Annotated in this window: 13 protein-coding genes; 11 read left to right on the forward strand and 2 right to left on the reverse strand. The window is 70.0% G+C overall.

All coding sequences use genetic code 11. From position 1 onward, the window contains the following. Nucleotides 1–67: 67 nt before the first annotated feature. Nucleotides 68–1,528 carry an amino acid permease gene (locus D8M39_RS10095; RefSeq protein ID WP_055083546.1) on the forward strand — a complete coding sequence of 487 codons (1,461 nt, stop codon included), beginning with the start codon at nt 68–70 and terminating at the stop codon, nt 1,526–1,528. Nucleotides 1,529–1,592: 64 nt separating this feature from the next. Further along, entirely contained in the window at nt 1,593–2,465 is an 873-nt protein-coding gene (locus D8M39_RS10100; protein WP_055083543.1) for a D-hexose-6-phosphate mutarotase, read from the forward strand. Between the two features lie 129 nt (nt 2,466–2,594). Here the strand turns inward: D8M39_RS10100 and D8M39_RS10105 are convergent, their stop codons facing one another. Beyond that, the gene (locus tag D8M39_RS10105; RefSeq protein ID WP_055083541.1) at nt 2,595–4,127 is read right to left on the reverse strand and encodes a sodium:alanine symporter family protein; all 1,533 of its coding nucleotides are present in this window, start codon (nt 4,125–4,127) and stop codon (nt 2,595–2,597) included. Nucleotides 4,128–4,277: 150 nt separating this feature from the next. Then, the gene (locus D8M39_RS10110) at nt 4,278–4,673 is read right to left on the reverse strand and encodes a hypothetical protein (RefSeq protein ID WP_126874949.1); all 396 of its coding nucleotides are present in this window, start codon (nt 4,671–4,673) and stop codon (nt 4,278–4,280) included. Between the two features lie 214 nt (nt 4,674–4,887). On the opposite strand from D8M39_RS10110, the gene D8M39_RS10115 reads away from it, so the two are divergent. From D8M39_RS10115 to D8M39_RS10155, 9 genes are all read left to right on the forward strand, one after another. Beyond that, nucleotides 4,888–5,664, forward strand: a complete 777-nt coding sequence (locus tag D8M39_RS10115; protein ID WP_126874950.1) for a type 1 glutamine amidotransferase domain-containing protein — start codon at nt 4,888–4,890, stop codon at nt 5,662–5,664. Further along, nucleotides 5,661–6,473, forward strand: coding sequence for an SDR family oxidoreductase (locus tag D8M39_RS10120; protein WP_094395135.1), 813 nt, complete (start codon nt 5,661–5,663; stop codon nt 6,471–6,473). Before D8M39_RS10115 ends, D8M39_RS10120 begins: the two co-directional genes overlap by 4 nt. A gap of 231 nt (nt 6,474–6,704) precedes the next feature. After that, on the forward strand, nt 6,705–7,457 hold the full coding sequence (locus D8M39_RS10125; RefSeq protein ID WP_055083533.1) for an SDR family NAD(P)-dependent oxidoreductase: 753 nt from the start codon (nt 6,705–6,707) through the stop codon (nt 7,455–7,457). A gap of 113 nt (nt 7,458–7,570) precedes the next feature. Beyond that, nucleotides 7,571–8,788, forward strand: a complete 1,218-nt coding sequence (locus D8M39_RS10130; protein WP_126874951.1) for an ECF transporter S component — start codon at nt 7,571–7,573, stop codon at nt 8,786–8,788. Nucleotides 8,789–9,159: 371 nt separating this feature from the next. Then, nucleotides 9,160–10,104, forward strand: a complete 945-nt coding sequence (locus tag D8M39_RS10135; protein ID WP_126874952.1) for a hypothetical protein — start codon at nt 9,160–9,162, stop codon at nt 10,102–10,104. Further along, nucleotides 10,101–10,388, forward strand: a complete 288-nt coding sequence (locus D8M39_RS10140) for a hypothetical protein (RefSeq protein ID WP_055085203.1) — start codon at nt 10,101–10,103, stop codon at nt 10,386–10,388. Before D8M39_RS10135 ends, D8M39_RS10140 begins: the two co-directional genes overlap by 4 nt. Nucleotides 10,389–10,817: 429 nt before the next feature. Further along, the gene (locus D8M39_RS10145; RefSeq protein WP_161971391.1) at nt 10,818–11,870 is read left to right on the forward strand and encodes an McrB family protein; all 1,053 of its coding nucleotides are present in this window, start codon (nt 10,818–10,820) and stop codon (nt 11,868–11,870) included. Nucleotides 11,871–12,044: 174 nt separating this feature from the next. Continuing rightward, entirely contained in the window at nt 12,045–13,781 is a 1,737-nt protein-coding gene (locus D8M39_RS10150) for a hypothetical protein (RefSeq protein WP_055085207.1), read from the forward strand. Nucleotides 13,782–14,006: 225 nt separating this feature from the next. Continuing rightward, nucleotides 14,007–15,342: DEAD/DEAH box helicase (locus D8M39_RS10155; protein ID WP_148111762.1), on the forward strand; the 1,336-nt coding region annotated here is incomplete at its 3' end.

Below are 15,342 nucleotides of genomic sequence, written 5' to 3' on the forward strand. Positions count from 1 at the left end.
AAGGCGAGCCGCGCCCGTGTGCGCCACGCCACGGAGACGGGGGTGCGGAGGTGTAATCTCAGCACACATGACCAACAGCTCCACCGCCGTGTCCCCGCCCCACGCCCACTCGGGTCCCCCTCGAGGTCTGAGCAACCGGCACATCCAGCTCATCGCGATCGGCGGCGCCATCGGCACCGGCCTGTTCATGGGCTCCGGGCGCACCATCTCCCTGGCGGGGCCCTCGGTGGTCTTCGTCTACATGGTGATCGGGTTCTTCCTGTACTTCATGATGCGGGCCATGGGGGAGCTGCTGCTGTCCAACCTGCACTACAAGACGTTCGCGGACTTCGCGGCGGACCTGATCGGGCCCTGGGCGGGCTTCTTCGTGGGCTGGTCCTACTGGTTCTGCTGGATCGTCACCGCGATCGCGGAGCTCGTGGCCATCACCGGCTACATGCAGTTCTGGTGGCCCGGGATTCCCCTGTGGCTGCCCACGGTGGCGGTGCTCGCCGTCGTCTTCCTGCTCAACGCCGTGAGCGTGAAGAACTTCGGCGAGATGGAGTTCTGGTTCGCGCTCATCAAGATCGTGGCCATCCTGGCGCTGATCGTCACGGGCGCGGTCATGGCCCTGACGCACTTCACGTCCCCTGACGGTGACGTGGCGCAGATCTCCAACCTGTGGAACGACGGCGGGTGGTTCCCGCACGGCGCCATGGGCGTGGTCGCGGGCTTCCAGATCGCGGTCTTCGCGTTCGTGGGTGTGGAGCTCGTGGGCACCACCGCCGCCGAGGCGCGCGATCCCCGCAAGACCCTGCCGCGCGCGATCAACTCGGTGCCCGTGCGCATCCTCATCTTCTACGTGGGCTCCCTGCTGGCCATCCTGGTGGTCACCCCGTGGCGTGCGATCGACCCGGAGCAGTCTCCGTTCGTGGCCATGTTCGCGCTGGCCGGGCTGGCGGGCGCGGCCTCCGTGGTGAACTTCGTGGTGCTGACCTCCGCGATGTCCTCCTCGAACTCCGGTGTCTTCTCCACCTCGCGCATGCTCTTCGGCCTCGCGGCGGAGGGCAGCGCACCGCGGCTGTTCACCGGTCTGAACAAGGTGGGTGTTCCGGTGCGGGCCCTCTACGTCACGGCCCTGGTGCTGCTGCTGACCATCCCCGTGCTCTACGCCGGGGACTCGATCATCGAGGCGTTCACCCTCATCACCTCGGTGGCCTCGCTGCTGTTCATGTTCGTGTGGTCCATGATCCTGGTCTCCTACATGCGCTACCGCCACAAGTTCCCGGAGCGCCACCGCTCCTCCGAGTACAAGATGCCGGGCGGCGTGGTGGCCTGCATCGCCGTGCTGCTGTTCTTCGCGTTCGTGGTGTGGGCGCTGAGCCTCGAGCCGGAGACGGCCGCGAGCCTCGTCGCGCTGCCCGTGTGGCTCGGGCTGCTGGGTGTCGCGTGGGTCTTCGTGCGCCGCACCGAGTCCCACCGCCAGGCGTTCGAGTGGTTCAAGCAGGAGATGGCGCGCCCCGTGGAGAACGAGCACTCGGAGGGCTGAACCGCCCTCGGGCCACCGCCCCGGGGTCCTGCCCACGGGCGGCGGTCCCGCCTATGGTGGGGGCATGACACGACTGCCCGAACCCCTGACCCTGACCGCGCCGCACGGCGAGGGAACCGTCCTGAGCTACGGCGCCCACGCGATGTCCTGGGCCCCGGAGGGCCACGAGCCCGTCCTGTGGGTCTCCTCCCGCGCCGCCACCGAGACCGGGCGTGCGATCCGTGGCGGCGTGCCCGTGTGCTTCCCGTGGTTTGGTCCCGGCCGCACCGGTGAGATGACCCCCGCCCACGGCTTCGCCCGGATCACCGAGTGGCACCTGGACGATCAGGGCCAGGACGACGCCGGCAACGCGTTCGCGAGCTTCACCCTCACCCCCCAGGACGTCTCCGAGCAGCTGCGCGAGTCCTTCCCGCACGAGTTCTCCGCCACCCTGCGCATGAGCGTGGGCTCCGCACTGCGCCTGGAGCTGAGCGTCACCAACACCGGTGAGGAGACCTTCGAGATCGAGGAGGCCCTGCACACCTACCTCAGCGTGGGCGATGCCACCCGCGTGCGCGTCCGCGGGCTGGACGGCGTGCCGTTCCACGACAAGGTCACCAAGGAGCAGCGCACGCAGGTGGGGGACCTCACCGTCGAGGGCGAGACCGACGCCGTCTTCGCCCACCGCGGCGAGGTCCGGGTCCTGGACCCGGACCTCGGGCGCACGCTCGTGGTCTCCAAGGAGGGCTCCGACAGCACCGTGGTCTGGAACCCCTGGAAGGACAAGGCCGTGGGCATGTCCGACTTCGCGGACGACGAGTGGCAGCAGATGCTGTGCGTCGAGGCTGGCAACGTCATGGGCTCACCCGTGCGGCTGGCCGCCGGCGAGTCCCACGTGCTCGCCCAGGTCATCGAGGTGGAACCGCTGTCCGAGGACGACGCCGCGTTGCAGGGCTGAGCGGTCCGGTCCGGGTGGGCGCGGGGCCGAGGTCCCCGGCCCGCCCCGCGCGCGGTCGCCGCCCCGCAGGCGTGAGCCGCCTGTCCACGGGTGACCCGTGGAACTGCCCGCGGGCGACCCCCGGAACCGTCAGGCGCGCGCGCCGGACCCGGCCGCGGCGTCGTCGTCGGAACGCGGAGCGGGTGCCGAACCGGTCTCCGAGAGGGCGGGCTTCGAGGAGGTGAGGTCCACGGTGTGGTGGATCTGCGCGTCCAGGGCGCCGGGGTGGGCGCCCATGAAGGCGTCCACCTCCTGGGCGGTGGCGTTGAACTTGGGATCGTGCTTCAGGTAGAGGTTCGTCTCGCGCACCACGAGACCTGACAGCAGGACCAGTCCGATCAGGTTGGGGATGGCCATGAAGCCGTTCATGATGTCCGAGAACGTCCACACCAGGGTGAGCGGTGCCAGTGCGCCCAGCCCGGCGGCAATCGAGAAGACCACGCGGTAGACGATTGCCGCGCGGGCGCCGGCCAGCCGCTCCACGTTGCGCTCGCCGTAGTAGGCCCAGCCGAGCACCGTGGAGTAGCCCAGCAGCACCAGGCAGATGGTCACGATCGTGCCGCCCCAGGTGCCGGGCAGGCCGGTGGAGAACGCCACCGAGGTCATGGTGGCCGTGTCCGTGCCGCTCCACACACCCGTGGAGAGGATCACGAAGCCCGTGATGGAGATGACCACCAGGGTGTCCACGAAGGTCTGCGTCATGGACACCAGGCCCTGTCGCACGGGGTGGCTGGTCTGGGCGATCGAGGCCGCAATGGACGCGGTGCCCATCCCGGACTCGTTCGAGAACAGCGAGCGTGCCGCGCCCATCTGGATGGCCATCAGCACGGTGGATCCCACGAAACCGCCGGTCGCGCCCATCGGGGTGAACGCGCCTTCGAAGACCATGCGCAGGGCGTCGGGGATGCCCTGGTAGTTCACGCCGATGATGTAGAGCCCCGAACCGATGTAGAGCACGATCATCAGCGGCACCAGGTACGTGGTGACCTTCGCGATGGACTGGATGCCACCCAGCAGCGCGATGCCCGTGCCCACGGCCAGGACAACGGCCGTCAGGAGCGGCGGAACGTTGAAGGAGTGCTCCAGGTTCGAGGCGATTGCGTTGCCCTGGGTCATGTTGCCGATGCCGAACGTGGCCACCACGCAGCACACCGCGAACATCACGGAGAGGAAGCGCCCGAACTTGTTGGGAATCCCTCGCGCCAGGTAGACCTGCGGGCCGCCCGTGAGCTGCCCGGCGGTGTCCCGGGTGCGGAAGCGCACGCCCAGGAAGCACTCCGCGTACTTCGAGGCCATGCCCACCAGCGCCGTGAGCCACATCCAGAACAGGGCTCCAGGGCCGCCCACGGAGATCGCCGCGGCCACGCCCACGATGTTGCCCGTGCCCACGGTGGCGGCCAGTGCGGTGGACATCGCGGCGAACGAGGTGATGTCCCCCTTCTCCCCGGTGCCCCGGGAGCGGCGCCCGAAGCCCAGGCTCATGGCCTTGGTGAACAGCCGGAACTGGATGCCGCGCAGCCGGATGGTGAGGAAGACACCGGTGCCGAAGAGCAGGGGCAGCAGGAGCCAGGGCCCCCAGACGAGGTCGCGGACGAAGTCCAGGGTGTTCTGCAGCGTGTCCATGGGGGAGCTTTCGTGAGAGCCGGACGTGCGGTGCTGTCCAACCTAGCTCACAGGGGCGGCGGGGGGACGGGGTTCGCTCCCGCCCCCGGACAGACGGCGACGCCGCAGTGGTGACCACTGCGGCGTCGCCGTCGTTAGGGCGTGGGGAGGCTACTTCTGGACCATCAGGCCCGCACCGATGGCGGCCATGAAGAAGTCCTTGGACAGCGAGATGCCCTGCTCGGAGGGGCGGATGCCGTCGTCCTGGGTCATCTCCGAGTTGCGGAAGTACATGGTCAGCAGCCCGGCGCTGAACGCGAGCAGCCCCGCGCCGGCGAGGCGCTTGGAGACGAACGGGGTGACCAGCGCGGCGCCCACGGCCAGCTCGCTGCCGGCGATGAACGTGGCGAAGGTCTTGGAGTCCCACTCGGCGAACTGGGGGACGCCGGTGGCGGCGAACTGCTTGAGGCCCTCGGCCGCCTGGGCGTCCATGCCGAGCTTGCCGTAGCCGGACTGCAGCAGGTAGGCGCCGGGGACGCCGCGGAGGATGGCGTTGGAGATGCGCATGGGTGAACCTTTCGTCGGAGTGGGGCGGGGCCGGGCAGGGGGCCCGAGGTGCCCGCCGAGGATCGATGCTCATGCTAACAGCGGCCCGTTTTGAACCCTTCCCCGGCGTCCCATGCCGTGAGCGAACGGCTCGCGCACCCCGGCAGGGCCCTGCCTAGGGTGGTGGCACACCGCGGGCGCCGCGCCCGCACGACCCGTTCGAGAAGGGGAAGCCATGGACATCACCACCATGAAGAAGATCCTGCTGGTGCTCACGAGCCAGGACACGCTGGGCGAGACGGGCGAGCCCACCGGCTACAACGTGGCCGAGGCGTCCCACCCGTGGAAGGTGTTCCGGGACGCGGGGTACTTCGTGGACTTCGCCTCCATCGAGGGCGGGCAGCCCCCGCGGGACGAGGTCCAGGAGGCGGACCCGGTCCAGGTGGAGTTCACCCAGGACGAGACCGCCAAGGCCTCCCTCTACAACACCCCGAAGGTCTCCGTGGTGGACCCGGCGCAGTACGACGCTGTGTACCTCGTGGGCGGGCACGGCACCATGTGGGACTTCACGGGCAACGCGGCCCTGCAGAAGCTCGTGGCCGCGGTCTACGACGCCGGCGGCGTCGTCGGCGCCGTGTGCCACGGGCCCTCCGGGCTGGTGGACGTGGAGCTGTCCAACGGCGTGCGCCTGCTCTCCGGGCGCAAGGTGGCCGCGTTCACCAACGCGGAGGAGGAGGCCGTGGGCAAGCAGGACACCGTGCCCTACCTGCTCCAGGACCGGCTCGAGGAGCAGGGCGCCACCGTCAAGGCGGCGGAGAACTGGGAGGAGAACGTCCAGGTGGACGAGCGCCTCGTCACCGGCCAGAACCCCCAGTCCGCGGCCGGCGTGGCCAAGGAGATGACCAAGCTGCTCACCGAGGTGGTGCGCGAGCAGAAGGCCGAGGAGGAGCAGGCGGCGCAGGCCCTGCGCGAGGAGCACGACGCCGAGAAGGCCGAGGGCGAGCAGGAGTGAGGCCCCTCGCGCTGGTCACCGGCGCCTCCTCCGGCATCGGGTTCGAGATCGCCGCCCAGCTCAGCGCCCGCGGCTACGACATCGTGGGTGTGGGCGCGAGCGGGCGGATCGGCACCCTGCAGAGCGAGCTCGAGAAGGCGGCGGACGCCGCCACCCCCGTGGGCACGGTGGTCCCCGTGCGCGCGGACCTCAGTACCGCCGAGGGGGTGGAGCACGTCTGGGAGCAGGTCGAGTCGCTGGGCCGGCACCTCGACGTCGCCGTGCTCAACGCCGGGAAGTCCCTGGGCGGGTCCTTCGTGGACACGGACCTCGAGGACGAGCTGCACATGCTGGACCTCAACGTCACCGGGCAGGTGCGCCTGGCCAAGCACGTGGTGCAGACCATGGCCCGGCAGCGTTCAGGGCGGATCCTCATCACGGCCTCGCTCTCCGCGCTGACCCCCACGCCGTACGAGTCCATCTACGGGCCCACGCGGGCGTTCACCTACGCGTTCGCCCAGGGGCTGCGCGAGGAGATGAGGGAGTACGGGGTGACCGTGACGGCGCTGCTGCCGGGTGCCACGGCCACCGGCTTCCACCACACGGCGGGGATGGACAACACGGTCTTTGGGTCCAACGAGTGGAAGAACGACCCCGCGCAGGTCGCGCAACAGGGCGTTGAGGCGCTGTTCGCGGGCAAGGACCATGTGATCGGCGGCAACCGCGCGACCCGCCGGGCTGCACTGCTCAACAGGGTGCTGCCCGAGCGGGTCAAGGCCCGGCGCTTCGCGAAGGACAGCAGGCCCACGCCCTCGCACGGGGCCCACTGAGAGGCACCGCTGAGGGAACCCGCTGAGGCGGACCCGCTGGGAGGACTCGCGGGGAGGGGCGACGGCGCGGGCTCACCGCACGGGGTCCCCGGCGGGGCCGCCACGGTCACCGGACCGGGGCGGCCCCGCCGACGCATTTCCACGAGTCTCATTTCGGCGAGTCCTGGAAGTGATTCGCATCACACGCGAGACTGGACGTGCTCACGAACCGTCCCACGCCCAGGAGATGCCATGTCAGAGTTCACGTCCCGAGTAGCACTGGTCACCGGAGCGGCCTCCGGAATCGGGGAGGCCGTCGCCAAGGACCTCGCGCGCCGCGGCGCGAAGGTGGTGGTCACGGACATCGACCCCACGGGCATCGACAACGTGGTGCAGGCCATCATGGCGGCCGGGGGCGACGCCGCGGGGATCCGCCAGGACGTCGCCAGCCGGGCGGATGCGGTGGCCGCCGTGGACTTCGCGGTGCAGACCTACGGCGGGCTGCACTACGCCGTGAACAACGCCGGTGTGGGCGGGCAGATGGAGGCCCTGGGGGAGACGGACCTGGACGCGTGGGAGCGCACCGTAGCGATCGACCTCAACGGTGTGGCCTACGGGATGCACGCCCAGCTGCCGGTGATCGAGCAGCACGGGGGTGGATCGATCGTGAACATCGGCTCCATCCACTCGACCGTGGCCACCACGCTCGGCAACAGCGCCTACACCGCGGCGAAGCACGGTCTCATGGGCCTCACCAAGCAGACCGGCGTGGACTACGCCCAGCGCGGGGTCCGCGTGAACGCGGTGGGCCCGGCGTACATCGACACCCCGCTGCTGCGCAACGTGCCCCCGCAGGTCCTCGCGGACCTGGTGGCCAAGCACCCGATGGGCCGTCTCGGCACGGCCGAGGAGGTCGCGCAGCTGACGGCCTTCCTGCTCTCGGACCAGGCCTCGTTCATCACGGGCGGGTACTACCTGGTGGACGGCGGGTACGCCGCGGTGTGAGGCGCTGAGCCGACGGCGCACTTCTTGGGCCGGGAGGGGGAGGAGCGGGGGCGACGACGGCGCGCCTGTAGGAATGTGCGTTCGCAACGTCCACCCGTGAATACGATGTTTCCATGTCAGACGCGACACGGTTCGGGAACACACCGGAGGGAGCGGCGGAATCCCCTGTCCCGCCGGTGGAGTCCTACGACGACATCGCCCGCGGGCTGCACCGGCTGAGGTCCGAGGCGGGAGGGATCTCGTACGCCCGGATCACCCAGCGCATCGAACGCGCACGTCGCGAACGGGGCGTGGACGAGTACAGCGCGCGCCTGGCCCGCTCCACCGTCTACGACGCCTTCCGCTCCGGCCGCACCCGGTTGAGCGCGGACCTGGTGGAGGAGATCGTGCTCGCCCTGGGTGTGGACGCGGAGGCGGCACGGGGGTGGCGGGAACGCTGCCTGCACGCCCGGCCCACCCCGGCGCCCGTGCCTGTACCCGCCCCGGCACCCACCCCGGCACCCGTGCCGGTTCAGGAGCGGGATCCCGTGCCACACACCGTTCCCGCGGAAGAGTCCGCCCCAGATGGACGCCCGCGTCCCCTCGGGGGCGAGGGCCTGCGAGTCGCCCCCGGCGGGATGGCCGGTTGGGAGCACCCCGGGCCGTGGGTGGTGCTGACCGTGTTGTGCCTCTGCCTGGCGCTGAACCTTGCGGGGAAGTATGTGAACCAGGGCATGCAGCTGCCGCTCTACATGGACATGACCGGTACCGCCGTGGCCGCCATCGCCCTGGGCCCGTGGTACGGCGTCACTGTGGGGCTGGCGGGCAATGCACTCGGCACCTTCACCGACGGTCCAGGAGCCCTGCTCTTCGCGCCGGTGAACATGGTGGGCGCGCTGATCTGGGGCTACGGGGTGCGGCGTTTCGGGAAGGGGCGGTCCCTGGTCTCCTTCTTCCGTCTGTGCATGGTCGCCGCGGCGGGCTGCACCCTCACAGCGGCACCGGTGATCCTCCTCCTGTTCCCGGGCCGCGAGCTGAGCCAGACGGGCGCGCTGGGGGAGGTGTTCGGCTCGGCCGGCGCGTCACTGGTCTTCACAGTCTTCTCGGCTAACGGGGCCTACTCGATGGTGGACAAGCTGCTCACCGGGTTCGTTGCGCTGGTGATCCTGCAGCGGCTCCACGCGCGTGTGCCCGGTCCCGGGCCGGCACCCCACGCAGCTGTCCCACCCAACTCGGCCGTCCCACCCGGCACGACCGGGCGAGGGCGACTCGCACTGCATGCGTTCCGTTGCATACGACCAGGTCGGGCTGTCCGGAAACGTCCGGAAACCGCGAGATACCGCGAATTCTGATGCGCTCGTGACCTGAGCGTCCCCACAATTGCGTCACCGGCCGCGGGCTGCGACCGGTACCGAGCGACGTCGTGGGGAGAGGTTCCGTGGGGAGTCACGCGAGAGAGGCGTACGGCGCGGACGGGCGCATGGACCATGTTCTGGGAGCGGCGTACCACGCACCGTACGGGACGCCCCTGGGCCCCGACGACGTCCGGGTCGAGGAGCCGGCCCACGAGGGGACGGGCGGCTCCGACGGGCGCGCAGTCGCGCGACGGCTGAGACTGCGCGCCCGAGGGACGGATGAACGGGAGCACGTGCACGAACTGTGCGTGGACGAGCGGGGCGTTGGACACCCCACCGTTGACGGAGCTCCGCTCCCCGGAGGTGTGGTGGACCCCGCTCTCGGCGAGAAGATCGCCCCGGACGACCCTGATCTCGAGGTCCTGTGGGTGGACCAGGTGCTGCGCGGAGATGCCGAGGCACGCCTGAGCAGCCGCGAGACTGCCCGTGCTGTGCCCGCTCCGTCCTGGGAGGGCGACGGCGTGGTTGCCGTCCTGGAGCGGGCGGAACGCAACGTGGTGAGCTACCAGGACGAGTGGGCCAGCACCGAGGACGTTCGCAGGGACGGATCGCTGTCCACCTGGCTGCGGACGCACACGCCGTACATGACGGTGCCGTGGGAGCTGTTCCGGCTGGACTCCGCCGCGTTCCTGAGGGCAAAGGGTGACGAGTACGTCCTCCTGCGCGAGTACGCCTGCCATGATGCCCAGGGCCCGGACGAGCCGCGGATCCGCTACCTGGCGCACGACGTCGATCCTCGGGACCGGGCACCGGAGGCCTTTCAGCTGGTGGACGGCAGACCCTTCACAGCGTTCATCGGCGTCCGCACCGAGGGCCCCACGGTGGTGGCCTACGACGCCGACGGCGTCCTCCCCCGGGATCTCCTGGAACCCCACCTGGTGCCGTTGCGGGATCTGGCCCCCGTGCCGGTCGACGAACAGACGCAGGAGGAATCCTGGGTGGCTGTGGGGATTGCCGGCACGCCGATGCTGCTGCTGATTCCTCCGGGTCCCTCGGCGCTTCGGCTGCACACCGACGAGGACGGCGCCCTGACCGTCCTGGAACTCTCGGACCTCGAGGTCACCCGCGCGTCCCGGCTGCGCGAGGAGCGCTTTCGACGCCGCTGGGGGAGGTTCCTGGACGAGGACGTGGAACTCGCCCAGGAGGAGCTCGACCGGGCCGTGCACGAGTTGCACGAGAAGCTGGACCGGCAGCGGGAAACCCTCGCGGCGGAGTCCTCCTCCGACTCCCGGGCGGAAGGGCAGGGGCGATGAAGAACATGGACGTGCAGACCGGCTTCCCGGACCTCGAGACCGTGGAGGGAGTGGAGAACCCCCGGTGCTCCTGGGACGAGAGCGTGTGCACCGCTTCCGTGGAGTACCGCATCCAGCGACGGGCCGGCGAGGACGACACTGAGCCAGGCGTGGACGGAGAGGTGGAGCTGTTCTGCCCCCGCCACTACGTGCTGAGCCTGGCCCGGTTGGTGGAGGTCCACGAGGCGGAGTGCGGACACCCGGCGGTGGAGCACCTGGCCGACTACGGCCCACTGAACCAGTGACGAAAGAGGAGAGGCACCACGGTGGCTGACATGCACGAGCAGGAATTCAACGCGAAACAGCGGCTTGAAGAGGGGGTGAGTCTGCTGGACCTGGTGGAGAAGTGCCCGAAGGTCGACGGGGAATACCGGATCGATGAGATCAAGAATCACAACGTGTACTTGTACGACACAGGTACCTCCTGGACAGATGTCCGGCCCAAGAGGCGCGTCAGCCAGGTTTGCAAGAGGATCAGCGCCATTGTGGAGGAGCGGACTGGCGTCAACCCTGAAATTCGGGGGTCGGGACTTTCTCAATCCCTTGCACTGGCGGTCAACGCCCTTCCGGCAATGGCGCGAGAGATTCAGGAGCGCCCCGAGGTCGCGGAAATTTTCCGGAGCCTTTCCCTCAAGATTCAACCGGTGGCCCGAACTACCTCACACGATGCAGGAATGACCAGGAACGGAGGGTCTGCGGTGTCGGACCAGGACGATGTCACGGCGGAGACGGTCGCGACGGATCTGCGCAACTACTCGAACGTGATCGTGGAGGGCGTAGCCGGTTGCGGCAAATCGCACCTGCTGGAGGACCTAGCGGAGGTCTATGAGGGGCGTGTGGAGGTGGTGGTGTTCCACCCGTCGACCTCCTACGAGGACTTCGTGAGCGGGCTGCGTCCCCAGCTGGATGGATCGTTCAAGGGCGAAGCCGGCGTGTTCGTGGACATGTGCGAGCGCGCGTGCAACGACCCCGAGCGGGACTACCTCTTGTTCGTCGACGAGATCAACCGCGCCAACACCTCCCGGGTGTTCGGGGATCTCATGCTGGTCCTGGAGGCATCCAAGCGCGTGGACCTCTCTGACGAGGCGGAGCCCGAGCGCACCGCGCTGCTGGCGGATTCCTCGGAGGGTGCCATCGCGCTCCAGACCCTGGTGTCACTGGATAACGGGTCGGTCAGGAAGTACCTCCGGGTGCCCCGGAACCTCCACATCCTGGGGACCATGAACACCACGGACCGCTCGGTGGGGACGATCGACCTGGCCCTGCGACGTCGTTTCCACTGGATCACCATGGAGCCGCTGAGCGGTGAGCAGCTCGCGAGCGAGCTGGAGGAGGAAGGTGCGGGCGTGGACTCCCTGCGCCCGCTCATCGACTGGTACTCCGAGACCAACAGGCGCCTGAAAGAGGCGGTGGGCCCCGACGCCCGCCTGGGGCACTCCTACTTCTTCGGAGAGGGCAAGTCCGCGGCGGACATCGCCACGGGGCTGCTCAATCAGCTCAAGGAGGTGGTCGCCACGTTCAACATCAAGACGGCTGACGTCGACAGCATCATTGGAGACGGAGCTCCGGTCGGTGATGAGCGCTGGCGCATCCACCTGGTGGGTCAGGGACTCGGGCGGCGCCCGGAGATCCAGAAGGTCCCAGCGACCGAGTCTTCCGACGCGGACGGGCAGGGGGCTTCCCAGGGGGCGGGCTCCGAGGAGACGTCCACCACGGCGCAGGGCTGAGCCGTGGCGGCTGACGAGATGGCTGTCCCCGAACCGGCGGAGGCCCCCGGGACTGTCCGCCCGGGGGAGCGCGCCGGAGAGCGGGGCACGGTGTCCGGCGCTGCCGGCTCGGATGGAGGACACGGAGCAGACGGAACGCACGGAGCTCAGGGAACCGGTGGTTCCAGGGATGACGTGAGGTTCTTCCAGGTGAGCGCCCGGGGCAACGGGGTGGGGCTGACCATCCTGGGGCGACGGCCCTCCGCGGAGGACGAGTCGTCGTCGTCGGCGGGCGAGACGGACCCGGGACCGGACGTCCTGGTGATTCACATCCTTCCCAAGCTGTGGGCGGGTGCAGCCGAGCGCGGTCCGGTGTTCCGCCTTCCCGCGGGCACGGCGGATGACGCGGACGACGGCTCCGGACGAGGGTCCCGCACGCTCGAGGTGGCCATCCACGAGCAGCAGATCCTGGCCCTGGAGCCGGAGTGGGCGCTGAGCCTGGCCGAGGTCGCGCGGGACACCCTGGTGGACGACCCGCCCCTGCCCTCTCCCGGAGAGGGCCCGCAGGCCGACGGGCGGGCGGCCGAGACCGGCGACGCAGAAACCGGCGACACAGGCACTGGCGACGTCGAGACCGGGGAGACGGATCCGCTGTGGCGGGAGGTGCCGGCCACGGCGCAGATCCGCGAGGCCTGGCGGGGCGAGGTGCCGGCGCTGCCCCGGAGGGCCTCGGACCCGGCAGATCCCGTGAGGTTCCTGTGGGACCTGCTCTCCCGGCTCGGGTGCGAGCCCGCGCGGGGACCCGAGCAGCGGGAGCCGACTCCCGGCGGCGTCGACCTGCTCCCGGACCTGCCGGGGCTGGAGGACCTCGTCCACCGCCAGTTCCTCAAGGACACGGAGCGGGCGCTGCTGCACCGCAGGCCCACGTTCCTTCCCGTGACCGAGGAGCTCGGGTTCGTGCGCGGGCGGATGGATCCCCAGGGGCTCATCCGGCGCACGTCACGGCGGCGGATACCGGTGCTGTGCGAGTTCGACTCGCTCAGTGCAGACTCCCTCCTGTGGCAGACGGTGCGAGGTGCTGTTCAGATCGCCGCCGCCGAGGCCGCGGACGAGGAGGTTCGCGAACTGGCTCTCACGTGCGATGCCCAGCTGCGGGACGTGACCGTGGAGCCGGCCCACGTGCTGCTGTCCCGTGGCATGCCGGGCTCCGAGCTGCAGCGGATGCCGCCCGAGACCCGGTGGGCCTACCGGTACGCGCGGGCCGTTCTCGCCCGCCGGCACGGTGTGGACCCGGAGGAGTCGCCGGACATGGCCGGGGTGCTCGTGAACCTGAAGTACGTCACGAGCGCTCTGTGGGAGCACATGGTCAAGGACTACCTGGACAGAGTCCTCACGCCGGGCGGTCTCGAGGTCGAGGAGCAGCACCGCCTGGCCGTGTTCTTCACGGAGCAGGAGGTGCCAGACCGCGGAGGGGAACCCCGCTACGACCCCGTCTCGCTCAAGAAGCCTGACCTCGTGGTCATGTGCCCAGTGAAGACAGGGGGCCACGCCCCGGATGCTCAAGGACAGGCCCTGGCGGTGCTGGATGCCAAGTACAAAAGGCTCCCGTGGGGCGGTTTCGCGCAGGCGAGCATGGGGGACCAGTACCAGCTGGCCACCTACGCCTACCGCCTGGAGGTGCCCGCGTTCCTCGCCTACCCCGTCACGAGGGCGCCCTCCGAGAGGGACGTCGAGTCCCTTGTTCTGGGCGACCCTGGAGCGACGTCGCGGCAGGCGACCGGGCCGCGGCGTTCGAGGCGGCTGCGAGTTGGTGCCATGGCCCTGCCGTTTCCCCATCCTGCCGGGCGGTCCCTGGCGCAGTGCCGCACGGATGCGGAGCACGTCCTCGGTGGGGGCGGTCTCGCCGGGCTGATCGCGGATCTCGGTGGGTGAGCCGGTCCGGCCCCACAGCATGCCGCCGTGGGGCCGGGCCCCTTCCCGCGCCCGCGGTGTGAGAGGGCTCGTGCGTGCGGCCACCGCGTGGCGTGTAGACTGGACCGGTTCCCCCGTACATATTGCGGGGTAGAGGCGCGCCGGTCCGAGGCGCGCAGTTCGCGCCCGACTCGCGGCGCGTGCGCGCGAAATCGTTTCGCGCGGACCAACCCTGAAAGACGTTCCTTGTCTCATTCTTTCGAAGACCTCGGTGTGCCCGAGGCGCTCTCCGCTGACCTCGCCCGTGTGGGCATCACGGAAGCTTTCCCCATCCAAGAGAAGACCCTCCCCGACTCCCTCGCCGGCCGTGACGTGCTCGGCCGCGGTCGCACGGGCTCCGGCAAGACGGTGGCGTTCGCGCTGCCGCTCGTGACCCGCCTGGCCGGACTGGCCCCGGGAACCGCCAGGGCGCGGCGTCGTGCCCACCGGCCCACCGGGCTAGTGCTGGCCCCCACCCGGGAGCTCGCCACCCAGATCGACCGCACCGTGGCCCCGCTGGCCAAGGCCGCCGGGCTGAACACCACCGTGATCTTCGGCGGCGTCTCCCAGAAGCGCCAAGAGAAGGCGCTCGCGGAAGGCGTGGACATCGTCGTGGCCTGCCCCGGCCGTCTCGAGGACCTCATCAAGCAGGGCCTGCTGACGCTCGACGACATCCAGGTCACCGTGCTGGACGAGGCGGACCACATGGCGGACATGGGCTTCCTGCCCGTGGTCACCCGCATCCTCGCCAAGACCCCCAAGGGCTCGCAGCGCCTGCTGTTCTCCGCCACGCTGGACAACGGCGTGGACGTGCTGGTCAAGAAGTTCCTGAAGGACCCTGTCCTGCACTCGGCGGACAACGCCCAGGCCGCGGTGACCACCATGGACCACCAGGTGCTGGTGACCCACGCGGACGACAAGCAGGCACTGATCGAGGCGCTGGCCTCCGGCACGGGCCGTCGCATGATGTTCACGCGCACCAAGTACCGCGCCAAGAAGATGGCCAAGAAGCTCAGCCAGGCCGGCATCCCCGCGGTGGACCTGCAGGGCAACCTCTCGCAGGGCGCACGTGACCGCAACCTCGGCGCGTTCTCCGACGGCGACGTGCGCGTGCTCGTAGCCACGGACGTCGCCGCGCGCGGCGTGCACGTGGACGACGTCGAGCTGGTCGTGCACATCGACCCGCCCGCCGAGCACAAGTCCTACCTGCACCGCTCGGGCCGCACCGCCCGCGCCGGCGCCTCCGGCTCGGTCATCACGATCGCGACCACCGAGGAGCGCTCGGACGTCAACAAGCTCATGAAGAAGGCGGGCGTGACCCCGCAGGTGGACGAGGTCGGCCCCAACTCCGACGTCGTGAAGGAGCTCGTGGGCGAGCGCGCCGAGCGCGTCGCTCCCCAGGCGGCCCCGGCAGCCACGCAGTCCGGTGACGGCAACCGTTCGGGCGGTCGCTCCGGTGGCCGTTCCGGCGGCCAGCGCGGCGGTTCCGGCAGCAACGGCTCCAAGCGCGGCGGCCAGGGCTCCGGCCAGCGCCAGAACCAGG

Source organism: Kocuria sp. HSID17590, assembly GCF_003989485.1.
Taxonomy (GTDB): domain Bacteria; phylum Actinomycetota; class Actinomycetes; order Actinomycetales; family Micrococcaceae; genus Kocuria; species Kocuria salsicia.

What these genes read in the sequence shown, in the direction of transcription:
- D8M39_RS10095 (WP_055083546.1), top strand. Translation starts at nt 68, where the DNA reads ATGACCAACAGCTCCACCGCCGTGTCCCCGCCCCACGCCCACTCGGGT.
- D8M39_RS10100 (WP_055083543.1), top strand. Translation starts at nt 1,593, where the DNA reads ATGACACGACTGCCCGAACCCCTGACCCTGACCGCGCCGCACGGCGAG.
- D8M39_RS10105 (WP_055083541.1), bottom strand. Translation starts at nt 4,127, where the DNA reads ATGGACACGCTGCAGAACACCCTGGACTTCGTCCGCGACCTCGTCTGG.
- D8M39_RS10110 (WP_126874949.1), bottom strand. Translation starts at nt 4,673, where the DNA reads ATGCGCATCTCCAACGCCATCCTCCGCGGCGTCCCCGGCGCCTACCTG.
- D8M39_RS10115 (WP_126874950.1), top strand. Translation starts at nt 4,888, where the DNA reads ATGGACATCACCACCATGAAGAAGATCCTGCTGGTGCTCACGAGCCAG.
- D8M39_RS10125 (WP_055083533.1), top strand. Translation starts at nt 6,705, where the DNA reads ATGTCAGAGTTCACGTCCCGAGTAGCACTGGTCACCGGAGCGGCCTCC.
- D8M39_RS10130 (WP_126874951.1), top strand. Translation starts at nt 7,571, where the DNA reads ATGTCAGACGCGACACGGTTCGGGAACACACCGGAGGGAGCGGCGGAA.
- D8M39_RS10140 (WP_055085203.1), top strand. Translation starts at nt 10,101, where the DNA reads ATGAAGAACATGGACGTGCAGACCGGCTTCCCGGACCTCGAGACCGTG.
- D8M39_RS10145 (WP_161971391.1), top strand. Translation starts at nt 10,818, where the DNA reads ATGACCAGGAACGGAGGGTCTGCGGTGTCGGACCAGGACGATGTCACG.